Below are 20,595 nucleotides of genomic sequence, written 5' to 3' on the forward strand. Positions count from 1 at the left end.
ACAATGGTAGAAGTTCTTTTATTTCCAACCTTAATATCTTTGATAATGGCATAATTGATTGTATTTTTAGATACTGATTTTTTAACTCTCATAGATTCGCACCTCACTCTATTATATCACAGTACGAAAAAAGTACGCAATAAATATGTGCAAGAATTTGACAAAAAAATAGCATCACATCAACGTTTGTGGCACTTTTGTGTCATTCAAACTGTCAAATTCCCGGGTGGTGATTTTGATATTCCTCGTCTCTGTTACCTGTCTTTATTTGCTATTGTTGAACATACTATCTTGGGCGAATAAGTATCGTCAGAAGCAGGTGGAAAAAGAGCTGGCAGATGAACTCGAATAAGCAATGGAGTTCTTATCCCCGCTCTGCCATTGTCCTAAAAAATAAAATTTTATAAAATTCCTTGCAAAAAAACGAACCTTTGTGTTACAATACCAAAAGCGTAGGTTTTTAAACTCATCCCGTGAGGTGAGAAAGACAACAGGAAAAATTATTAAGGGCCTATGACTATGTATATTTAGAAAGTCTGGGTCTTTTTGTGTACCCAGAATGGGAGATTTATGAGTACAAAAGCCAATCTTTTGTTTGATGTCCATGAGAAACCAGCCCCGCTTCAAGGGATTTTGTTGAGTTTCCAGCACGTGTTCGCTATGTTTGGTGCGACGATTTTGGTGCCGCTGATTCTCGGTATGCCCGTGTCCGTCGCCCTCTTCGCATCAGGTGTCGGAACCTTGATTTACCAAGTAGCGACACAGTTTAAGGTACCAGTTTACCTAGGGTCTTCCTTTGCCTATATCTCAGCTATGGCCCTCGCTATTAAGGAAATGGGCGGTGATGTGTCGGCAGCTCAGACTGGTATTCTCTTCGTCGGCTTGATTTATGTGCTGATCGCTGCACTTGTCAAAGTTATCGGTACTAAGTGGATCGACAGCCTCTTGCCACCGATTGTCATCGGACCGATGATTATCGTCATCGGTCTAGGTCTTGCTAACTCTGCCGTGACTTCGGCAGGCTTTGTCGCAGACGGTGATTGGAAAAATATCGTCGTGGCGATTGCAACCTTCTTGATTGCGGCTTTTGTCAATACCAAAGGGAAAGGCTTCGCCAAGATTGTTCCTTTCTTGATTGCCATTATCGGTGGTTATGTGATTGCCATCTTCCTTGGCCTGGTTGACTTTACACCCGTTCTGGAAGCGGCTTGGTTTGAATTACCAGGTTTCTACCTACCATTTGAAACAGGTGCCTTCAAGTCGTACAATTTCTACTTCGGTCCAGAAATGATTGCTATCTTACCAATTGCTGTTGTAACAGTAGCTGAGCATATCGGTGACCACACTGTTCTCAGCCAAATCTGTGGTCGCCAGTTCTTGAAAGATCCAGGTCTCAGCCGTACCTTGATTGGTGATGGTGTGGCGACTGCTGTATCTGCCTTTATCGGCGGACCTGCTAACACGACTTATGGTGAAAATACAGGGGTTATCGGTATGACTCGCATCGCATCAGTATCCGTTATCCGTAACGCAGCCCTAATTGCCATTGCCTTCTCATTCTTGGGTAAATTTACAGCCCTTATCTCAACTATTCCAAGTGCTGTACTTGGTGGTATGTCGATCTTACTTTACGGTGTTATCGCCTCAAACGGTTTGAAAGTTTTGATTGAAAGCCGTGTTGACTTCGGTCAAGTCCGCAATCTGATTATTGCAAGCTCTATGCTGGTATTGGGCCTCGGTGGTGCAGTTCTCAACATCGGTGCCATCACCCTGTCAGGAACAGCCCTCTCAGCCATTGTAGGTATTATCCTCAATATTATCTTGCCAAAAGCAGAAAAGGCAGAGTAAATTTGAAAATAGCAGAAAGTCAGCTCTAGCTGGCTTTTTTTAGAAAAATAGCAGAGCAGCTCAGCTATTTTTCAAATCAGTTGACAAAAGAGATATTCCTTGATAGAATAAATGAGGTCCAAAAAGGACAAATCTAGCTTTTTCTTGGTTACAGGTCGCCAACCTGTCACTCGGATTTAGCTCAAAACAAAGGAGAACATATCATGGCAATCTCAAAAGAGAAAAAAAATGAAATCATGGCACAATATGCTCGTCATGAAGGCGACACAGGTTCAGTTGAAGTTCAAGTAGCAGTACTTACTTGGGAAATCAACCACCTTAACGACCACATCAAACAACACAAAAAAGACCACGCAACATACCGTGGTTTGATGAAAAAAATCGGTCGCCGTCGTAACTTGTTGGCATACCTACGCCGCACAGACGTAAACCGTTACCGTGAATTGATTCACTCACTCGGACTCCGTCGTTAATTAGCAGGTATAGAAAAAGCACAGCACCAGTATCTTGTATACTGAGCTGTGTTTTTTTGTTTTTTCACTATAGTATGTATTGCTTGCTCCATTCGGTAGAGCCTAGGGGATTTACTTTTGTAGGGGGGGGCGTCAGATGGTCTACCTGATTGCTTGTGTAAGATGTTTTGTTTGTTCTAAGATAGCTGTGACTTCTTGCTTATGATTCTGGATAAGTGCTAGGTAAAGCAAGTCGGTTAGGAAAAGTGAGTTGCTTCGTGATGTAATAGCGCCGACTCGAAGTTCATGCTCATGTCGTGGGATTCTAAATGTAATATCGGCTAAATCTGCTAATTGATTCTTACCAGTTCCAGTGATAGTTATCGTTGAAACCCCATTTTTTTTTGCAAAACGAAGAGGCTCTACGATTTCTTTTGTCATTCCACTATAACTAATTCCGATTGCTAAGTCACCGTTTCTAGCAGTTGCAATATTAGCCATCTGAATATGTGTATCTTGTGCAAAAATACATGTTTTACCAATTCTACTCAGCTTGTAGTAAAAGTCACTGCAAACAATACCTGATGCCCCAACTCCAAATAAATAAATTCGAGAAGCGCTTTGTAATAATGTTACGGCAGCTTCTAATTCTTCCAAGTTTAGAAAACTGACGGTTTGTTGATTTGAAATTGTTATTGAATGAATTAATTTAGTAGAAATATCGTCAATCGAATCTGATGGTGTGAAGTGAGCATTAAGTAAATCATCATATTTCGATTTGGCTATCTCTATCTTTAACTTATTAAAGTTAGAATAGCCCATTTTTTTACTGATTCGACTGATTGTAGCTGTTGATACTCCGGCGTTATCGGCTAATTGATAGATATTCATTGTTTCAATACGATGGATGTTCTCTTCAATATAATCCAATAATTTGTTTTCGGTAGGGGTTAAATTCTCTATAGAGTGATTTAAAATATTTCTATTCATAATGATTTCCTTCTAACACATTTTGTTACAAAGTTTCTTTTATTTCAAAAAAATATTGAAATAATAATTCACAAGTTGTATAATATGATTATAGCAAACGTTTACAAAAAAAGAAAGGAGAATAAGATGGATATTGAACGATTGAATACAGAGCAGTCCAATCCAGACTCATTTGCTATTGAGACAATGTCTATTGGTGAGATCACCGCCTACATTAATCGTGAAGATGGCCTGGTTGCTTTAGCTATACAACGTGTATTGCCGCAAATTAATGCAGTAATAGAAATAGTCGTTGATTGCTTGAAAAAGGAGGGCAGACTGATCTATATCGGAGCGGGAACCTCAGGAAGGCTAGGTGTTTTGGATGCTTCGGAATGTCCGCCGACTTTTGGAGTTTCTCCAGATTTAGTACAAGGACTTATTGCTGGAGGAAATGGGGCTGTACGTGCCGCCAAAGAGGGTGCAGAGGATAACCGAGCAGCTGCTGTAGAGGATCTGCAACAAATTGGTATATCAGCTAAGGATGTGGTTATCGGGCTTGCCGCTTCAGGCAGGACTCCATATGTCCTTGAGGCAGTCACATATGCTCGTGAAATTGGAGCTAAGACGTCCAGTATTTCCTGTGTACAAGATGCGGAAATCTCCCAATTGGTAGATGCTCCGATTGAAGTATTAGTTGGACCAGAGGTTGTAACGGGGTCTAGTAGAATGAAAGCTGGGACAGCTCAAAAAATGATTCTGAATATGATTTCTACCACCTCAATGATACAGCTAGGAAAAGTTTTTCGAGGATATATGGTAGATGTGCAACCGACCAATCAAAAACTGATTCAAAGAGCTAAAAGAATTATTTGTGAAACAACCGGATGTACAGAGAAGGAGGCGGAACAAATTTTTCAACAAGCCAACCAAGACGTGAAATTAGCCATCTTGATGCAGTTAAGTCAACTTGATCAAATAGAGGCAAAAAAACTTCTGAAAAACTATCATAATCACGTTCCATTCGCAATTCAATCAATTTTGGATAAGGAGAATTAAAATGAAAAATACGAAAGACGTTGCAAAGCAAGTTCTTGAAAATGTTGGTGGCAGGGAAAATATCCTAGGGAATGCAGTTTGTATGACACGACTTCGTTTACAGTTACGAGATGACAAGCTGGTTCACCTTGATAGTCTCAAAAACATAGAAGGTGTTTTGGGAGTTGTTGAGGCAGATACACTTCAAATTGTTTTTGGGCCTGGAACAGTGACAAAGGTTGGCCAAGCATTTTCAGAACTGACAGGTATATCATTGGGAAGTGTTGAAGAAGATTACACAACAGCGGATGTTGCTGCTACAAACAAAAGGATAAATAAAGAGAAGTACGACAAGCCAGTTCAACGATTCTTGCAAAAAATTGCTAATATTTTTATACCTATATTACCTGGAATAATTGCGGCAGGATTGATAAATGGGATTACAAATGTCATTAATGTATCAACCGGGAATGCTTTTGCAATGGAATGGTGGTATCAATGTATTAGGACTATGAGTTGGGGACTCTTTACTTTTTTGCCAATCTATGTTGGAATGAATGCGGCGAAAGAATTTAAAGGAAGTCCGATTTTGGGAGCAATGGCCGGAGCTATGTCTGTGGCGGTTCCTTCAATGCCTTTGTTGACAGTAGTGGATGACAAATCAATTTTATTACCTTTTGTGGACAAGGCATTCTCACCTAGTGCAGGCGGTTTGCTAGCGGCTCTATTTGTTGGGATTTTCTTTGCATTTCTAGAAAGAAATATCCGAAAATATATGCCAAGTTTTTTAGACACTTTTTTGACTCCTCTTTGTACAGTAATATTGGGTGGACTGGTTGCTTTGGTAGTCATTCAGCCTCTTGGAGAAGTGTTAACGACAGCTATTTATAGTGGATTAAATTTTGTATATGAGAAGCTAGGTATAGTAGGTGGGTATATTTTGTCAGCAGGCTTCTTACCATTGGTATCAGTTGGACTACACCAAGCATTGACTCCAATACATGTTTTGTTGAATGATCCGTCTGGGCCAACAGGTGGTATCAATTATCTCTTGCCTATTTTGATGATGGCAGGTGGTGGACAAGTCGGGGCTGGTTTAGCACTCTTTTTGAAAACGAAAAATAAAAAATTGAAACAACTAACACGCGATTCTATTCCAGTCGGAATCTTGGGAATTGGTGAACCGATGATGTACGCCGTCACTTTGCCTTTGGGCAAACCTTTCCTAACCGCTTGTTTAGGTTCAGGTTTTGGCGGAATTTTGGCAGTGTTATTCCATTTAGGGACTGTATCTCAAGGAGTTTCTGGTTTGTTTGGACTGTTAATCATGGTACCTGGAAGCCAACTGCAATTTGTTATAGCGATGTTGGCTGCATATGTAGGTGGTTTTGTACTAACTTGGTTCTTTGGTGTGGATGAAGATAGAATTGAGACCGTATATGGAAGTTAATGATTTCTTCAGTCGTTTTGGTTTTTCACTCTATTTATCTAACTCATTTGCTGATTCGGAAAAGTGGTTTATAGAATATCAAAATGCAGGATTTTCCTTTGTTTTCTCTTCGCTTAATATAAATGAAGAAGAGAAGGGAGACGAAAAGATACATCATATAGTAACAAAATGCCAACGAGAGGGACTGACGTTGATTGTGGATATCAATCAAGAAAGTTTGGAACGATATGGGAAAGAAGGGTTAGAAAGGCTAGGTATTAAAGCGCTAAGAATTGATGATGGAATTTCTATTGAAGTCATGAAATCATTGTCGGAAGACTTTTTACTAGTCTTGAATGCTTCTACTTTGTCAGATGATTTTTTAAGGAAGATGATGGACGTTGGTATTGAGAAAACAAAAGTTTTGGCATGTCATAATTATTATCCTAAGCCTTATACAGGTTTAGGGGGAAGTAGTGTTCGTGATCTAAATAATCGGCTACACTCTTGTGGAATAAAAGTCATCACCTTTATTCCTGGAGATAACAAGCGCTTTCCGCTTTTTGAAGGACTTCCAACCGTTGAAGAACATAGATCGTTGCCTCCAATTCAAGCCGCACTCGATTGTTTGATGTGTTGTGAAAGTGATTATGTTTGTATTGGGGATAATGCCTTATCGAGTGCTTCATTAGAACGATTTTCATATTTGACAAAGGGTGTAATAGCTCTATCAGCGCAGGTTCCAAAGCAATTGAAAGGAATGAATTTTGAAAATAGAATTGATGCCAGTGAATATGTCATACGTGCTAGCCATTCAAGGGAACAGTTAAAAGGATATGCAATTCAAGGGCCAGCAAGTCATCGGAAACGAGGAGATATTGTTCTTGCTAATGAACGGTTTCTTCGCTATCAATCAGAACTAGAAATTTGTTTGGTCGACCTGCCTCAGGACGACCGCCAGATGGTGGTTGGTTTTGTCCATAAAGAAGATATCCCTTTGTTAGATTTTGTGAAACATCCATTTCATTTTACCTTTATATAAAACGAATACTCGGTCTGAGAACTGAATAATCGGTAGCATAAAAACCTCCAAGCAGTGTGAATCGGCTGTTTTCTCATGTCCCATTATGGAAGTGTAGCACTCAGAAAAGCTGGACTTTTCTGAAATCAAAGACTTTGTAGAGGATTATTGATTGATTTTTTGAGATATAAAGATTACAATAAAGAAAAATATAAAGAGGTACCATCTTATGGCCTTAACAACTAAAAAGAAATTGATTAACTTTCAATCAGAAAAATCACTTGTAGAAGAAGCAAAAGAGGTCTTGGCAAGTCAAAATATGACCATGACACAAGCCCTCAACCTGTTTCTCAAAAATATTGTAGTAACAGGAGAAATTGGGCTTAAAAGTGAAGAAGAACTGGAAAAAGAGCGACTATTTGCCGAACTGCAAGCAGAAGTGATGAAAAATGTAGCTGAAATGAATGCGGGCAACTATCTATCATTGGACGAAATGGAGACCAAGCTCTTTGGATAAGTACCAAGTAAACCTACCTCTAGCTATATATGAGGAACTAGCTGACATTCGCAGCTACATTAGGGAAGAACTAAAAAGCCCTGATGCTGCGGACAAAAAGATCCAAGAACTCATCGCAGGACTGAGAAGTCTTGAAATCTTCCCAGAGCGAGGTTTTAATGTAGATGAACGCTCTAAAAAAGGACCGCTAGTCCCAGGTCAGCTGACACGAGGACTACCAATCAAAAAGGACTATATAGCCCTTTATAACATTGATGAAGCACAAAAGATCGTAAACGTTCGCTATCTTGTCGCAAGCAAGAGCGACTATATGAGATTGTTCAAATAGAATACATAAAAGAACACTCAGAAAAGCTGGGTGTTCTTCGTTTGATTGAAGAGTATTCGATTCGTTCGGTTGTTTATATAGCAGGTTAGATTTTCCCTCAAATTCCTTCCTCATTTCCCCACATTTTCCATCAAATATGATAAAATAAGAAGTATGCGTGGTTTTGTGCAAAAGAGAGTGAAACAAGTTTGTTTGATTGTCTTTTGTAGAAAACACGCAAGAAAAATTTCAGAAAAAATAGGAGACAATTCATGTCAAAACAAGTATTTGAAACGGTTTTTGCTGGTAAGAAATTGGTCGTTGAGACTGGCCAGGTTGCCAAACAAGCCAATGGTGCGGTTGTTGTTCGCTATGGCGACTCAACAGTCCTTACAGCGGCAGTTATGTCCAAGAAAATGGCGACGGGTGATTTCTTCCCGCTCCAAGTCAACTATGAAGAGAAAATGTACGCCGCAGGGAAATTCCCAGGTGGCTGGATGAAGCGTGAAGGCCGTCCGTCAACTGATGCGACCTTGACTGCTCGTTTGATTGACCGCCCAATCCGTCCAATGTTTGCGGAAGGCTTCCGTAACGAAGTTCAAGTCATCAACACAGTGCTTTCTTACGATCCAGATGCCTCTGCTCCAATGGCAGCCATGTTTGGTTCTTCATTGGCATTGGCAATCTCAGACATTCCTTTCAACGGTCCAATCGCAGGTGTCCAGGTCGGCTATGTCAATGGTGAACTCATCATCAACCCTGATAAGGCTCAGATGGAAGAGTCCCTCCTTGACTTGACAGTAGCTGGTAACAAGGACGCTATCAACATGGTAGAGTCTGGTGCTAAAGAATTGTCAGAAGACATTATGTTGGAGGCACTCCTCAAAGGTCATGCGGCTATTCAAGAACTCCTTGATTTCCAAAATCAAATCGTGGCAGCAGTTGGCAAGGAAAAGGCAGATGTGGAACTTCTTCAAGTGGACCCAGAATTGCAGGCTGAGATTGTCGCAGCTTACAATGACGATTTGAAAAAAGCGGTGCAGGTAGAAGAAAAATTGGCTCGTGAAGATGCGACCAATGCCGTTCGTGAAACCGTCATCGCAGCCTACGAAGAAAAATACGCTGAACACGAAGAATTTGACCGCATCATGCGAGATGTCCATGAAATCTTGGAACTCATGGAGCACGCAGAAGTTCGTCGTTTGATTACAGAAGACAAGGTCCGCCCAGACGGTCGTCGTGTCGATGAGATTCGTCCGCTGGATGCAGAAGTGGACTTCTTGCCAAACGTTCATGGCTCAGGTCTCTTTACTCGTGGTCAAACGCAAGCTCTTTCTGTCTTGACCTTGGCTCCAATGGGTGAAACTCAAATCATCGACGGATTGGACGACGAGTACAAGAAACGCTTCTTGCACCATTACAATTTCCCACAATATTCAGTTGGTTCAACTGGTCGCTATGGTGCACCAGGTCGTCGTGAGATTGGTCACGGTGCCCTTGGTGAGCGTGCTCTCGAGCAAGTTCTACCTAGCTTGGAAGACTTCCCTTACGCTATCCGCTTGGTAGCAGAAGTTTTGGAATCAAACGGCTCTTCATCGCAGGCTTCTATCACAGCTGGTACCCTTGCCCTTATGGCAGGTGGTGTGCCAATCAAGGCACCAGTTGCAGGGATTGCCATGGGTCTGATTTCAGACGGTACCAATTACACCGTCTTGACCGATATTCAAGGTCTTGAGGATCACTTTGGCGACATGGACTTTAAGGTGGCGGGAACCCGTGACGGTATCACAGCCCTTCAAATGGACATCAAGATTGACGGTATCACACCGCAAATCTTGGAAGAAGCCTTGGCACAAGCTAAGAAAGCACGTTTTGAAATCCTTGATGTCATCGAAGCGACGATCCCAGAAGTTCGTCCTGACTTGGCACCAACTGCACCGAAGATTGACACTATCAAGATTGATGTGGACAAGATCAAGATTGTTATCGGTAAGGGTGGCGAAACGATTGATAAGATTATTGCAGAAACTGGCGTGAAAATTGATATCGACGAAGACGGTCTTGTGGCGATCTTCTCACCAGTTCGCGATGCGATTGAGCGGACCAAGGAAATCATCGCAGGTCTTGTTCGTGAAGCAAAAGTGGATGAAGTCTTCCAGGCAAAAGTCGTTCGTTTGGAGAAATTCGGTGCCTTTGTCAACCTTTTTGACAAGACAGATGCTCTGGTCCACGTTTCTGAAATGGCTTGGACTCGTGTTAATAAACCAGAAGACCTAGTTGAAATCGGCGATATTGTCGATGTTAAGGTCATCAAGATTGATGATAAAGGACGCATTGACGCTTCTATGAAGGCTCTTCTTCCAAAACCAGAAGGCTATGTGGAGCCAGAAAAACGCGAGCGTTCAGACAGACCACGCCGTCACAAAGACCACAAAGAGAAAAAAGATAACAACTTTGGTGAATTCAAATTCCACAAGGTTGAAAAGAAATAAGCTGAGTAGACAAGTTCGGTAGCGGGCTTGTCTTCTCGCTAGAAGGAGTGACTATGGGTTGGTGGAAGGACACCATTGAGATTGTAAAAGAAAAAGATCCGGCAGCACGGACGACCTTGGAAGTTCTTTTGACCTACCCAGGTGTCAAGGCCTTGGCTGCCCACCGTCTGTCCCATTGGATGTGGAAAAAAGGTTTTAAATTACTAGCTCGGATGCACAGCCAATTTTGGCGTTTTTGGACCAATATTGAGATTCATCCAGGTGCCCAGATCGAGCCAGGGGTCTTTATCGACCACGGTGCAGGTCTGGTCATCGGAGAAACCGCCGTTATCGAATCTGGTGTCATGCTATACCACGGAGTAACGCTTGGTGGAACAGGCAAGGATTGTGGCAAACGCCACCCGACCGTTCGAAAGGGTGCCCTTGTTTCTGCACACGCACAGGTTATTGGACCTGTTGAAATCGGAGAAAATGCCAAAGTGGGTGCAGCTGCCGTTGTCCTAGCCGATGTTCCAGCAGATGTGACAGTGGTCGGTATGCCAGCTAAAATTGTCCGTGTGCATGGTCAAAAAGATGAGAAGGTCATTCATGACATGGAAGGTGGCCGTGAACACTACACCACCAAATTGGCAGAGCTGAGAGAAGCCAGCCACCATTCGTCGCATTTGTAGGAAAGCCATGTATGGTAAGTCCTATGTGAGTTAGCCATAGAGAGGAAAAATAAGCATGATAATAGCAACGAATGTCCTAAATCCCAAGCAGCTATCCGCAGCAAAAACTCTGATAAGCACTGTACAATCCCATGACGGCACCTATCGTGCCCCTTACCTGTCAAATATGCTCAACTTTGACCCTGAAATGCCAGCTTTTTTCTTGGCTTATCAAGGCGAACAGTTGGTTGGACTCTTGCCGGTGTATGCCGATGATGAGGTTGTGGAGCTTGCGATTATTGTGCATCCAGCCTACCGCAGACAGGGGCTGGCACGCAAGCTCTATGATTGCTACCAGATGAAGACGGCTAACTATCCTATCGCTAGTGTGACCTTTCAGACCGAACGTGTCTTTCTGGACAAGCACCCAGATCTTGCGACAGCCTGGGACTTGGTAGAAGATACGGATACTGAGACATGGTTGGGTCGTGAACGAGTGCCTTATCAGCTCTCACAACAGATTGAACTCGTCGTGAGTTTGGCAAAACCTCAACATGCAGATGATATTGCACGTTTTCAGACACAGGTTTTTGATAGCGACCATGAGGTGGCTCTTCGTTACGCACGTGAGGCTATCGCTGATGCAAACAGCTTGCTTTATTTTTTGGAACATAACGGAGCAGTTATCGGTTCTTGCACAGTAGATATCTCGACTGATGATAACTACCTTTACGGTTTAGCTATCGCCTCAGACCAGCAACAAAAAGGTTACGGCACTTACTTAGTCAAAGCTGTCATCAATGACCTTATCACGAAAAACGACAAACCTTTTCAAATCGCCGTCGAAGATGACAACCTCATCGCTAAGCGGCTGTATGAAAATATCGGTTTTACCAAGCAGACACAAGTGGTCTACTTAGACCCGAAAGAAGGTTGATATGCTACTAGAAGAATTTGAACAAAGTCCTGCTGTCATTGAACCGACGGATAAGGCTATTCGTGGTGGCGGTGAGGTATGTGAGACCATGATTTTCTCTTTTAATGGGGAAATCGTAGACTGGGTCCGTCAGCTGCCTGAAAGTAGAGAAGGTGGCTACTTAGAAAGCATTAACGGTCGCCATCCTTGGTATATTTTGGAAAGAGATGGACTACGGATTGGGGTTATGTTGGCAGTCGTCGGTGCTCCCATGGCGGTTGGTCACTTGGAGGAACTGAAAGCCTGTGGCTTTGAGAATTTTATCGTTCTGGGTTCTTGTGGGGTGCTGGATAAGTCGCTTGCTGCGGATAAGATTATCCTTCCTAGCTCTGCTCTTCGGGATGAGGGGACTAGCTACCACTACGCTCCTGCCAGCGATGAAATCAGCTATGACTCTGCTTTGCTATTGACCATGGAAAAGGCCTTGGATCAAGCAGGAATCGAGCATGTGCGGGCCAAGGCCTGGACGACGGATGCTTTTTATCGGGAAACAGCTGCCAAGGTCAAGCGTCGCCTAGCCGCTGGTGCCATGGTGGTCGATATGGAAGCTTCTGCTATCATGGCCTGGGCAAACTTTCGTCAGGCCAAGGTCTATCAGTTTTTCTACACGGCAGACTATGTGGACCACCACAAGAATGAATGGGATGTCCGTCGAGAGGAACGGACGGCTGACAGTATGACCTTCTTTGAAGTGGCCATGGCGATTGCAAAAGGAGTAACAAATGAAAGCATTTAAAGGAAGTGACTGGCTCTATCCAGTCAATCTGGTGTTGGCCATTGTGTTGGCTGTTTTAAATTATAGCCAAGGGTCCTATGGGCTCGGTCATATCTGGTCTGCCCTGGCAATATTTTGGGTGATCCGACTGGTCTTGCTTTGGATCCAGCGGAAGAAAAAGTAGGAGTGCACATGATTAAAATTTACGATACCATGACTCGCAGTTTGCGTGACTTTGTGCCCTTGGAAGAGGGGAAAGTCAAGATGTATGTTTGCGGTCCGACGGTTTACAACTATATCCATATCGGAAATGCCCGTAGTGTCGTGGCTTTTGATACCATCCGTCGCTACTTTGAATACCGTGGCTTTGATGTAGCGTACATTTCTAACTTTACGGATGTGGATGACAAGATTATCAAAGCTGCTAATGAAGCTGGCATGACAACCAAGGAACTGTCTGATAAGTTTATCGCAGCTTTCAAGGAAGATGTGGCAAAGTTAGGTGTCAAACCAGCTACCAAAAACCCTCGTGTTATCGACTATATGGATGAAATCATTGAGTTTGTGCAGGTCTTGATTGACAAGGGGTACGCCTATGAAGCTTCTGGAGATGTTTATTTCCGAGTGGAAAAGGCTGAGAATTATGCTCGTTTGGCCAACAAAACTCTGTCTGACTTAGAAGCTGGGGCTTCTGGTCGTGTTGAGGGAGAAGGTCAACTCAAAGAACACCCCTTCGACTTTGCCCTGTGGAAAACTGCCAAGCCAGGCGAAGTTTCTTGGGAAAGTCCCTGGGGAGCAGGTCGTCCAGGTTGGCATATCGAGTGTTCGGTTATGGCGACAGAGATTTTGGGAGATACCATTGATATTCACGGTGGTGGTGCGGACTTGGAATTCCCTCACCATACCAATGAAATCGCCCAGTCTGAGTGCAAGACAGGTCAAACATTTGCCAACTACTGGATGCACAATGCCATGCTCAATATCAATGATGAGAAGATGTCTAAGTCCTTGGGCAATTTCCTGACAGCCCATGATATGTTGGAACAAATTGACGGTCAGGTCTTGCGATTCTTCCTATCGACCCAGCACTACCGCCGTCCACTCAACTACACTGAGAAAGCTATTTCAGATGCGGAAATCAATCTCAAATATCTAAAAAATACTTATACACAACCTGTGCAAAACTCTGTGGATAAGTCTCTTCTTGATCAGCATTTGGCAGCCTTTGAAGCGGCAATGGATGATGATTTCAATGCTGCAAATGGGATTACCGCTATCTTTGACTTTGCCAAATGGATCAACTCTGGCAACTACGATGAAACTGTAAAAGAAGCCTTTGGTAAAATGCTACAAGTGTTCGGTATTGTCTTTGAAGAAGAAGTATTGGACAGCGAGATTGAAGCCTTGATAGCAGAACGTCAAGCGGCGCGTGCCAATCGGGACTTTGCGACGGCTGACCGCATTCGTGATGAATTGGCGGCCCAGGGCATCAAGCTCTTGGATACCAAGGATGGTGTGAGGTGGACACGTGACTAAGGCAGTAGATGTCAATCTTATCAATGGTATTGCCCTGGCTTTTGAAGGGGATGCTGTCTATTCCATGTATGTCAGACGTCACTTGATTTTCAAGGGGCTGACCAAGCCCAATCAATTGCACGGAGAGGCTAACAAATACGTCTCGGCCAAGGCTCAGGCAAGCCTGATTTCTGCCCTCTTAGAAGCTCAGCTATTGACCGAAAAAGAGGAAGAAATCTACAAGCGGGGAAGGAATAGCCATAGCCATACCAAGGCCAAGAATGCGGATGTGGTCACCTATCGAATGTCCACAGGTTTTGAGGCGGTTTTGGGTTATCTGCACATGACTGAGCAGATGGAACGCCTGAATGAGCTGGTGGGCTGGTGTATTGACAAAATAGAAAGGGGATAAGATGAACGAGAAGGAACTTGCAGGTTGGTTTCCGCAGGCCAGGTTGTCGCGGGAAGCGGGCGAAAACACTCTGGCTCTGGGCGACGGTCGCTACCTGAATCTGGCGGATGCGGATTTGACAGAGCGGGAACGCTATCTCTTGTCCTTGTTGTCACATCCTCAAGAGCAGAAGCCGTCTAGCCCTTGGCAGTCCTACCTACAAGGTCAGGGCTCGCTGCCTCAGGTGGTTGAAGCTATTCAGTTTGTCCATGTCCATCTCTGGTCGCAGAAGGAAGCTCAGCTGGACGCTTGGCAGACCATGATGACCGACCTTTTGCCTAGTCAGGTGGCTCAAGTGCAGCTGACTGATCAGGACTACCTCTTTATCCTGGAGCAAGGCACGTGGATGGACTATCAAAGTCTTCTAGCAGACACCTTGTCGGCCTTGGAGTTCGACTTCGGTTTGCGATTAACTCTCTTGGTCGGCCAGGTATGGCCCCGTCAACTAGCAGACCACTGGTCCCAACTTTATCAAGCAGAGGCCGATCTCTTTGCTCAATGGCGGGCCCACTACCACCAATCGACTGTCCTCTCTTTTAGTCAACTTTTTCTTTGGGGACAAGGCAGAGCAGGCTTGGAGCTTGGTCTGATAAAAGCCAGTATGCTAGAGCTGATTGACCAGCAAGATATGCAGGACATCATTCTATCCCTATGGACAGAAGGAGCCGTGGTCACTAAGACTGCTCAGGTCCTCTATATCCACCGCAATACCCTTCAATACCGATTGGACAAGTGGCAGGATATGACTGGTCTCCAACTTAAAGACCTGACCGACTTGAGTTTCTGTTATCAAGTTTTATTAGATAGAATTTACTAATCTTTTGTGCAAGATGTACAAAAGATTTTTTTATTTTTGTTCACATTGACATGGAAAAGTAAAGCGTTTTCATTTATAATAAAAGCATCAAAGAAAGCGAGGATTGAACATGGTTCAATTGAATTTAAAAAATATCTACAAAAAATATCCTAACAGCGAGCATTACTCAGTTGAAGACTTCAACTTGGACATCAAGGACAAAGAGTTTATCGTATTCGTAGGTCCTTCAGGATGTGGTAAGTCCACAACTCTTCGTATGATTGCTGGTTTGGAAGATATTACAGAAGGGGAAGCATACATCGACGGCGTTCTCATGAACGATGTGGCACCTAAAGACCGTGACATTGCCATGGTATTCCAGAACTATGCCCTCTACCCACACATGACTGTATTTGACAACATGGCCTTTGGTTTGAAATTGCGTAAATACAGTAAGGACGAAATCAAAAAACGTGTGGAAGAAGCGGCACAAATCCTTGGTTTGACAGAATTCTTGGAACGCAAACCAGCTGACCTTTCAGGTGGACAACGCCAACGTGTTGCCATGGGTCGTGCCATTGTTCGTGATGCAAAAGTCTTCTTGATGGATGAGCCTTTGTCAAACTTGGATGCCAAATTGCGTGTATCCATGCGTACAGAGATTGCTAAAATCCACCGCCGTATTGGTGCAACAACCATCTACGTAACCCACGACCAAACAGAAGCCATGACCTTGGCTGACCGTATCGTTATCATGTCTGCAACTAAAAACCCAGCAGGTACAGGTACAATCGGTCGTATCGAGCAAATCGGTAGCCCAGAAGAGCTGTACAACCGTCCAGCCAACAAGTTTGTTGCTAGCTTCATCGGTAGCCCTGCTATGAACTTCTTCACAGTGACGCTTCAAGATGGTGTTCTTGTTGGAGATGGTTTCAAAGTGGGTCTTCCAGAAGGTCGTCGCAAGCACTTGGAAGAAAAAGGCTACAATGGTAAGAGCTTCACTCTTGGTATCCGTCCAGAAGACATCAAGGCTTCTCAGTTGGAATTGGATACTTACCCTTCTTCTATCGTAGAAGCAGAAGTAGTCGTTTCAGAGCTTCTCGGTGCAGAAACCATGCTTTACTCTAAGGTTGGAAACACTGAATTTGTATCTCGTGTCGATGCGCGTGATTATCACAACCCAGGCGATAAAGTCCGCTTGACCTTCAACCTCAACAAAGCTCATTTCTTCGATGATGCAACAAGCAAGGCTATCGTATAAATTTGTTCATAAAACACCTAACCGTCAGATGAAAATCTGGCGGTTTTTATGCTAACAATATATAATTGCTTGTTTTTTAGAGTTTGATTTCGTATAATAAGTGTAGATAAATCATATAGAGGAGGTCCCTATGAAGACACTACTTAGAAAAATTCGTTTGACAGCTCTTTATATCTTTCTTTACAATCTCATTTTGATTCTATCCATTTGGTTTGGGAAGGTGTCCACCAAGGAGGAATTCATCATTGCAGTCACAGGGAATGCGGTCATGATGGGCATATCTTTCGTGCATTTACACAATCAGGTATTGGATGAATTTCATGGAAAACTAGAAGAACCGTCGGTTTAAACTGACGGTTCTTTTTCTTATGTTAGTAATTGTAGTAGGTAGGTCATTGTTCCGAATTCGAATAAAATGTAGATTCCTAATATGATAAAAATGGTTGGAAGAATCATTTTTTCATATTTTTCTATGAATTCAGAAATGCTATGAAGACTTCCAAATTTTTCTGCTAGGTAGCAAATGGCGACTGTCTCTAGCAAGATCAGGCCAGCAGTTAAGAGTGTTTCTAAGGTACTTAAAGTTGTAAAATAGGGGGTAAATATTCCTAAATTATCTACTCCCGATGCTAATGAAATAAAAATGATAGATAGTAGTCCGATTTTGCTATCAGGAATCTCTGTCTCTGCTTCGTTTTCAAAAAGGATTCTAGCACCTAGTAGAATAGGGACGAAGCCGAGCAGACCAAGGATCCAGTCAGCTAGAAAAATATTGGCAACTTGGCTAAGGATTGAGCTTAAGAGAATGAGTATAAAACTAGCAAGTAGTTGTCCAAAATAGATTGTGCGTCTTTCACCTGATTTCTTTGCCCGTGAAAATAAAAGGAATAAAATTAAGAAATAATCGATACTTGTTGAAATACCAAGAATCAATGCATAAGTAATAATAGTCATGGTCCCTCCGTATAATATAGTAGTCATAGATATTTATTTACAGAGGCACATCAATTTTGAAAGATAGAAGTAAAAATTGCGATTCATTTTAATTTCCTTTTTCACTACCCTCATCTTCATCTTTATAAACTTCATAGAAATCAACCTTGAGGCGAATAAAGGCTTCCATATCGTGTAGGAGTTGGAAGAGGGTAGCACGGGTTTCAAATTCTTCTCGGGTTTGCGGCAGAGGTCGCTCGCGGAAGGTGGCATGGAAGAGTTCGATGTCCAGGAGCAGTTCCTTAGCGGAGTTTTCTCGGCTCAGTTGCTGGGCTGCTCGCTCGAAGAGGCTGGACAGGATGACATTTTCTCTGCCTTCCAGTAAACACTTGTTGATATTTCCTGCCATGGTCCGTAGGATTTTGTTTTGTGCGGCCCGCATTTCAAAGTAATGGACCTGGTAGTTGGTCTGCTGGAAGAGCTGGTTGTGGCGGTCTAGGTAGACGACTTTCAGGGCCTCTTCCAAGGTCTTATCTAGCTGCGTAATCAATGCTGCCTCGTTTCGTCCGTCGCCGTTGAGTAGAAAGGCTTCAAAGCGAAGGAGAATCTGCTTGAGCAGGTCTTCAACTTGGTCGTGGTAGGCCTCGATTTTCTTTTCTTGCGAGGGCATATAGAGGTTGAACAGGAGTGCCAGTCCTGCCCCAATCAGAAAAAGCGTCAGCTCATTTCCCAAAAATATCAGAGAAATATCCTGCTCCAGCATGAGGTGGGTGACGAGGACAGTCGAGGGGGCGATGCCGGCCTCCCAGTTGAAACGGTAGGCCAGAGGGACGTAGAGTGCCAGGTAGATGCCCAGAGTCCAGATGCCAAAGCCAAAGAGAGCGAAGGTCAGGACGGCGAAGGTCAGGGCCAGGAGGGTGGCGAAGAGACGGTTGCGAGCCATTTTGAAGCTGGATTTGCGGGTGTCGAGGACGCTGAGAATGGCGATGATGCCAGCCGCTGTTGCATAAGACAAGCCTAGTGCTGTCGCTAGGTAAATAGCTAGGACGGTGGCCAAGATGAGTTTGATAGTACGGAGGGAGAGGGACATGGGAACTCCTTTGGTCTTAATCTGTTTCTATTGTACCACAAAACCCTCCTAAAGCTAGGAGGGTTGAATTTATGCAAACAAAGCAATAATACCGACTACCAAATAGCAGACTAGTTTGTAGCTTTCGTTGATAAGGATAAGGTTGATAGGGCGTTGCTCAAAGACGTAGTTTTTCAATGAAGCAAGGACCGCAATCACGCCCATGCCACCAGCTGCGTGGAGTGGTGAAACACCAAGGGTCTTGATGAAGAAAATCGCCACAACAGCAGTCAAAACTTCAATCGCCAAGGAAATCATCATTTCCTTCTGGCCATTTTTTCCAGCCTGACGGTCAGCTTCTACCTTGGCCATGTCAATGCCAGAGGCTTCAATCCAAGCATCACGGAAAATCAAACCATACCACAAACCACCAATAGCAAAGGCAATCAGCCCTGCCACAATTCCCAAAATAAGTGTCATACATTCTCCTTTTACTTGTACGGACAAGTTAATAAAGCTAAGCATACCACATCGTATGTCACATGTCAAAATTTCTTTTTCAAAAAATGCAAACAAAACCGTTGACAAAAAAAGTCTTTGGATATATACTGACAACCAAGGATTTTAAAAATCCTAAGAAAGAGGAAGAAAGCAGGAAAACAATATGACAAACGTAGTATTACTCGGCGGAAACGGCTATATCGGCCGCAATGTAACAGAAAAATGGCTCAAAAAAGACCCAAGTGCTGTCTTTTATGTCATCTCCCGCTCTGGCAAAAACCAGCTTGCCAACTCTCGTATTTATAATTTTGCGGCGGATGTGTCGGATTATAAGGCAGTGGCAGCTGTCCTACCTGACCAGGTTGACTACATCGTGGATTTTGTTGGCCGCCCAGAAAGCGACCCAGTTGCCTTTGAAGCTGTCAATGATAAGCCAGCTCAGGTCATGTTGCAGATTGCCAAGGACAAGCAAGTCAAGGCTATGGGCTTTATCGGCGGTCTTTTGGGACCAAAATCCTTCCTAGACGGCAAAAAACGCATCGCAGACCAACTCCGTGCCAGCGGCATTTGCACCGAAGTGGTTGAGCCAACCGTTGTCTATGGCAATGGCCGCAGCGATGCCCTCGCTAAACTCGTTCCCGTCTTCAAATTCTTTGGTCTTTTCATGAAAAATATGAAACCAGTCTTGGTGACCGAGGTGGCGGACGAGCTGGTTTCAAAAATGGTGAAATAAATGCCGGTCGAACGCATCCGTATCAGTCAGGAAATCGCGGCTCCCCTCGACCAAGTCTTTACCTGGTTTTACCAGTCTGAAAACTTTACGGCCTCACCCATTGTTTTTCGCTCCGCTTGGCTGGGAAAAAGCCGGTGGACAAAAGGCTCCCAGCGTGATATTATCATGATAGCGGGTTGGTATCGAGAGGAAATCACCGCCGTTAGACCCAACCACTCGATTTCTTACAAGGTCAATCGCTCCTTCCCAGCTGTCCATCAGGATTTCACGGAGATTGCTTTTGAAAAAATAGCAGAGCAGAAGACCAAGGTCACTTGGACCATCGAGATTGAGGTGCCTATACCAGTCGGGCAAAAGCTAGCCAACCGCCTAGCAGGGAAAATGGTCAAAACCCTCTATGCCACCATTCTAAGAGCAGGCAAACACGCCTTGGAGGACCAATGAAAATCAACAAAAGTGTCGAACAAGCAGTCTATGTACTGATTATCCTAGCCTTACAAGAAGACCACCGCCCTGTCAAAAGCCACGTGCTCAGTCAGGTCTTGCAGGTGTCGGATTCTTACCTGAAAAAAATCCTCATGAAACTCTCAAAAGCAGGTCTGGTTTCTGCCAATGCCAGCAAGGCAGGCGGTTACCAGCTGGGGCGGTCCATTGAGGAGATTAGTCTGAAAGATGTCTTCTATGCCTTGCAGCTCCACGAGGACACCATTCAGTTTAAGCACCTCTCTCACAGCATCTTTGATGACCAAGCCCATGTCGAAGAGAGTGAGAGCAAGATTCGTACCACCCTCGAAAATGGTCTAGCGGCCTTTTACGCCCAACTGGACCAACTCACCCTTTCCCAACTCCTCTACCAAGAAGCCTATGAAAATGGTGCGATTGATTGGGAGGGGAGAATCAAAGACTAAGAAGAGTTTGAGGA

General features: G+C 43.8%; 24 protein-coding genes. 20 read left to right on the forward strand and 4 right to left on the reverse strand.

Features of this window, described 5'->3' with window-relative positions:
* Nucleotides 1-570 precede the first annotated feature (570 nt).
* Nucleotides 571-1,848 carry a uracil-xanthine permease family protein gene (locus tag ODU55_RS09055; RefSeq protein WP_398582610.1) on the forward strand — a complete coding sequence of 426 codons (1,278 nt, stop codon included), beginning with the start codon at nt 571-573 and terminating at the stop codon, nt 1,846-1,848.
* A gap of 203 nt (nt 1,849-2,051) precedes the next feature.
* Nucleotides 2,052-2,321 (forward strand): 30S ribosomal protein S15, encoded by a 270-nt coding sequence (gene rpsO, locus ODU55_RS09060; RefSeq protein WP_002938849.1) that lies wholly within the window; start codon nt 2,052-2,054, stop codon nt 2,319-2,321.
* 141 nt (nt 2,322-2,462) lie between these two features.
* On the opposite strand, the gene ODU55_RS09065 is transcribed toward rpsO, so the two are convergent.
* Nucleotides 2,463-3,290 (reverse strand): MurR/RpiR family transcriptional regulator, encoded by an 828-nt coding sequence (locus ODU55_RS09065; protein ID WP_398582611.1) that lies wholly within the window; start codon nt 3,288-3,290, stop codon nt 2,463-2,465.
* Between the two features lie 126 nt (nt 3,291-3,416).
* Here ODU55_RS09065 and murQ point away from each other — a divergent pair, with 126 nt between their 5' ends.
* From murQ to ODU55_RS09140, 15 genes are all read left to right on the forward strand, one after another.
* A complete protein-coding gene (gene murQ, locus ODU55_RS09070) occupies nt 3,417-4,328 on the forward strand; it encodes an N-acetylmuramic acid 6-phosphate etherase (protein ID WP_398582612.1) in 912 nt (303 codons plus the stop codon).
* 1 nt (nt 4,329) lies between these two features.
* Nucleotides 4,330-5,757 (forward strand): PTS transporter subunit EIIC, encoded by a 1,428-nt coding sequence (locus tag ODU55_RS09075; protein WP_398582613.1) that lies wholly within the window; start codon nt 4,330-4,332, stop codon nt 5,755-5,757.
* Nucleotides 5,747-6,778, forward strand: a complete 1,032-nt coding sequence (locus ODU55_RS09080) for a MupG family TIM beta-alpha barrel fold protein (protein ID WP_398582614.1) — start codon at nt 5,747-5,749, stop codon at nt 6,776-6,778. Before ODU55_RS09075 ends, ODU55_RS09080 begins: the two co-directional genes overlap by 11 nt.
* Before the next feature lie 208 nt (nt 6,779-6,986).
* A complete protein-coding gene (locus ODU55_RS09085; RefSeq protein ID WP_398582615.1) occupies nt 6,987-7,274 on the forward strand; it encodes a hypothetical protein in 288 nt (95 codons plus the stop codon).
* Nucleotides 7,267-7,602: a type II toxin-antitoxin system RelE/ParE family toxin gene (locus tag ODU55_RS09090; RefSeq protein ID WP_398582616.1), complete on the forward strand. Its 336-nt coding sequence runs from the start codon at nt 7,267-7,269 to the stop codon at nt 7,600-7,602. The genes ODU55_RS09085 and ODU55_RS09090 overlap by 8 nt, the downstream gene beginning before the upstream one ends.
* 251 nt (nt 7,603-7,853) lie before the next feature.
* The gene (pnp, locus tag ODU55_RS09095) at nt 7,854-10,073 is read left to right on the forward strand and encodes a polyribonucleotide nucleotidyltransferase (protein WP_398582617.1); all 2,220 of its coding nucleotides are present in this window, start codon (nt 7,854-7,856) and stop codon (nt 10,071-10,073) included.
* A 53-nt stretch (nt 10,074-10,126) separates the two neighbouring features.
* Nucleotides 10,127-10,744: a serine O-acetyltransferase gene (cysE, locus tag ODU55_RS09100; RefSeq protein ID WP_398582618.1), complete on the forward strand. Its 618-nt coding sequence runs from the start codon at nt 10,127-10,129 to the stop codon at nt 10,742-10,744.
* Between the two features lie 55 nt (nt 10,745-10,799).
* Nucleotides 10,800-11,660, forward strand: coding sequence for a GNAT family N-acetyltransferase (locus tag ODU55_RS09105; protein WP_398582619.1), 861 nt, complete (start codon nt 10,800-10,802; stop codon nt 11,658-11,660).
* 1 nt (nt 11,661) lies between these two features.
* Complete coding sequence (locus tag ODU55_RS09110; protein ID WP_398582620.1) at nt 11,662-12,435, forward strand: nucleoside phosphorylase; 774 nt, start codon at nt 11,662-11,664, stop codon at nt 12,433-12,435.
* Nucleotides 12,422-12,598: a hypothetical protein gene (locus tag ODU55_RS09115; RefSeq protein WP_398582621.1), complete on the forward strand. Its 177-nt coding sequence runs from the start codon at nt 12,422-12,424 to the stop codon at nt 12,596-12,598. Before ODU55_RS09110 ends, ODU55_RS09115 begins: the two co-directional genes overlap by 14 nt.
* 8 nt (nt 12,599-12,606) lie before the next feature.
* Entirely contained in the window at nt 12,607-13,950 is a 1,344-nt protein-coding gene (cysS, locus tag ODU55_RS09120) for a cysteine--tRNA ligase (RefSeq protein ID WP_398582622.1), read from the forward strand.
* Nucleotides 13,943-14,341, forward strand: a complete 399-nt coding sequence (locus ODU55_RS09125) for a Mini-ribonuclease 3 (RefSeq protein WP_398582623.1) — start codon at nt 13,943-13,945, stop codon at nt 14,339-14,341. The genes cysS and ODU55_RS09125 overlap by 8 nt, the downstream gene beginning before the upstream one ends.
* A 1-nt stretch (nt 14,342) precedes the next feature.
* A complete protein-coding gene (locus ODU55_RS09130) occupies nt 14,343-15,197 on the forward strand; it encodes a helix-turn-helix domain-containing protein (protein ID WP_398582624.1) in 855 nt (284 codons plus the stop codon).
* Between the two features lie 109 nt (nt 15,198-15,306).
* The gene (locus ODU55_RS09135; RefSeq protein WP_398582625.1) at nt 15,307-16,437 is read left to right on the forward strand and encodes an ABC transporter ATP-binding protein; all 1,131 of its coding nucleotides are present in this window, start codon (nt 15,307-15,309) and stop codon (nt 16,435-16,437) included.
* Nucleotides 16,438-16,567: 130 nt separating this feature from the next.
* Nucleotides 16,568-16,786 carry a hypothetical protein gene (locus ODU55_RS09140; protein WP_398582626.1) on the forward strand — a complete coding sequence of 73 codons (219 nt, stop codon included), beginning with the start codon at nt 16,568-16,570 and terminating at the stop codon, nt 16,784-16,786.
* Nucleotides 16,787-16,803: 17 nt separating this feature from the next.
* On the opposite strand, the gene ODU55_RS09145 is transcribed toward ODU55_RS09140, so the two are convergent.
* From ODU55_RS09145 to ODU55_RS09155, 3 genes are all read right to left on the reverse strand, one after another.
* The gene (locus ODU55_RS09145) at nt 16,804-17,391 is read right to left on the reverse strand and encodes a cadmium resistance transporter (RefSeq protein ID WP_398582627.1); all 588 of its coding nucleotides are present in this window, start codon (nt 17,389-17,391) and stop codon (nt 16,804-16,806) included.
* An 88-nt stretch (nt 17,392-17,479) separates the two neighbouring features.
* Nucleotides 17,480-18,460 (reverse strand): aromatic acid exporter family protein, encoded by a 981-nt coding sequence (locus ODU55_RS09150; RefSeq protein WP_398582628.1) that lies wholly within the window; start codon nt 18,458-18,460, stop codon nt 17,480-17,482.
* Between the two features lie 69 nt (nt 18,461-18,529).
* The gene (locus ODU55_RS09155; RefSeq protein ID WP_398582629.1) at nt 18,530-18,919 is read right to left on the reverse strand and encodes a DUF1761 domain-containing protein; all 390 of its coding nucleotides are present in this window, start codon (nt 18,917-18,919) and stop codon (nt 18,530-18,532) included.
* A 184-nt stretch (nt 18,920-19,103) separates the two neighbouring features.
* Here ODU55_RS09155 and ODU55_RS09160 point away from each other — a divergent pair, with 184 nt between their 5' ends.
* Genes ODU55_RS09160 through ODU55_RS09170 form a run of 3 tightly spaced genes read left to right on the forward strand, consistent with a single transcriptional unit; the run spans nt 19,104 to nt 20,581 of the window.
* Nucleotides 19,104-19,673 carry an NAD-dependent epimerase/dehydratase family protein gene (locus tag ODU55_RS09160; protein WP_398582630.1) on the forward strand — a complete coding sequence of 190 codons (570 nt, stop codon included), beginning with the start codon at nt 19,104-19,106 and terminating at the stop codon, nt 19,671-19,673.
* On the forward strand, nt 19,674-20,117 hold the full coding sequence (locus ODU55_RS09165; RefSeq protein ID WP_398582631.1) for an SRPBCC family protein: 444 nt from the start codon (nt 19,674-19,676) through the stop codon (nt 20,115-20,117).
* Complete coding sequence (locus tag ODU55_RS09170; RefSeq protein ID WP_398582632.1) at nt 20,114-20,581, forward strand: RrF2 family transcriptional regulator; 468 nt, start codon at nt 20,114-20,116, stop codon at nt 20,579-20,581. The genes ODU55_RS09165 and ODU55_RS09170 overlap by 4 nt, the downstream gene beginning before the upstream one ends.
* Nucleotides 20,582-20,595 lie beyond the last annotated feature (14 nt).

The organism is Streptococcus sp. 2022WUSS037, from assembly GCF_044427225.1.
Lineage (GTDB): Bacteria > Bacillota > Bacilli > Lactobacillales > Streptococcaceae > Streptococcus.

What these genes read in the sequence shown, in the direction of transcription:
- ODU55_RS09055 (WP_398582610.1), top strand. Translation starts at nt 571, where the DNA reads ATGAGTACAAAAGCCAATCTTTTGTTTGATGTCCATGAGAAACCAGCC.
- rpsO (WP_002938849.1), top strand. Translation starts at nt 2,052, where the DNA reads ATGGCAATCTCAAAAGAGAAAAAAAATGAAATCATGGCACAATATGCT.
- ODU55_RS09065 (WP_398582611.1), bottom strand. Translation starts at nt 3,290, where the DNA reads ATGAATAGAAATATTTTAAATCACTCTATAGAGAATTTAACCCCTACC.
- murQ (WP_398582612.1), top strand. Translation starts at nt 3,417, where the DNA reads ATGGATATTGAACGATTGAATACAGAGCAGTCCAATCCAGACTCATTT.
- ODU55_RS09075 (WP_398582613.1), top strand. Translation starts at nt 4,330, where the DNA reads ATGAAAAATACGAAAGACGTTGCAAAGCAAGTTCTTGAAAATGTTGGT.
- ODU55_RS09080 (WP_398582614.1), top strand. Translation starts at nt 5,747, where the DNA reads ATGGAAGTTAATGATTTCTTCAGTCGTTTTGGTTTTTCACTCTATTTA.
- ODU55_RS09085 (WP_398582615.1), top strand. Translation starts at nt 6,987, where the DNA reads ATGGCCTTAACAACTAAAAAGAAATTGATTAACTTTCAATCAGAAAAA.
- pnp (WP_398582617.1), top strand. Translation starts at nt 7,854, where the DNA reads ATGTCAAAACAAGTATTTGAAACGGTTTTTGCTGGTAAGAAATTGGTC.
- cysE (WP_398582618.1), top strand. Translation starts at nt 10,127, where the DNA reads ATGGGTTGGTGGAAGGACACCATTGAGATTGTAAAAGAAAAAGATCCG.
- ODU55_RS09105 (WP_398582619.1), top strand. Translation starts at nt 10,800, where the DNA reads ATGATAATAGCAACGAATGTCCTAAATCCCAAGCAGCTATCCGCAGCA.
- ODU55_RS09110 (WP_398582620.1), top strand. Translation starts at nt 11,662, where the DNA reads ATGCTACTAGAAGAATTTGAACAAAGTCCTGCTGTCATTGAACCGACG.
- ODU55_RS09115 (WP_398582621.1), top strand. Translation starts at nt 12,422, where the DNA reads ATGAAAGCATTTAAAGGAAGTGACTGGCTCTATCCAGTCAATCTGGTG.
- cysS (WP_398582622.1), top strand. Translation starts at nt 12,607, where the DNA reads ATGATTAAAATTTACGATACCATGACTCGCAGTTTGCGTGACTTTGTG.
- ODU55_RS09130 (WP_398582624.1), top strand. Translation starts at nt 14,343, where the DNA reads ATGAACGAGAAGGAACTTGCAGGTTGGTTTCCGCAGGCCAGGTTGTCG.
- ODU55_RS09135 (WP_398582625.1), top strand. Translation starts at nt 15,307, where the DNA reads ATGGTTCAATTGAATTTAAAAAATATCTACAAAAAATATCCTAACAGC.
- ODU55_RS09140 (WP_398582626.1), top strand. Translation starts at nt 16,568, where the DNA reads ATGAAGACACTACTTAGAAAAATTCGTTTGACAGCTCTTTATATCTTT.
- ODU55_RS09145 (WP_398582627.1), bottom strand. Translation starts at nt 17,391, where the DNA reads ATGACTATTATTACTTATGCATTGATTCTTGGTATTTCAACAAGTATC.
- ODU55_RS09150 (WP_398582628.1), bottom strand. Translation starts at nt 18,460, where the DNA reads ATGTCCCTCTCCCTCCGTACTATCAAACTCATCTTGGCCACCGTCCTA.
- ODU55_RS09155 (WP_398582629.1), bottom strand. Translation starts at nt 18,919, where the DNA reads ATGACACTTATTTTGGGAATTGTGGCAGGGCTGATTGCCTTTGCTATT.
- ODU55_RS09160 (WP_398582630.1), top strand. Translation starts at nt 19,104, where the DNA reads ATGACAAACGTAGTATTACTCGGCGGAAACGGCTATATCGGCCGCAAT.
- ODU55_RS09165 (WP_398582631.1), top strand. Translation starts at nt 19,674, where the DNA reads ATGCCGGTCGAACGCATCCGTATCAGTCAGGAAATCGCGGCTCCCCTC.
- ODU55_RS09170 (WP_398582632.1), top strand. Translation starts at nt 20,114, where the DNA reads ATGAAAATCAACAAAAGTGTCGAACAAGCAGTCTATGTACTGATTATC.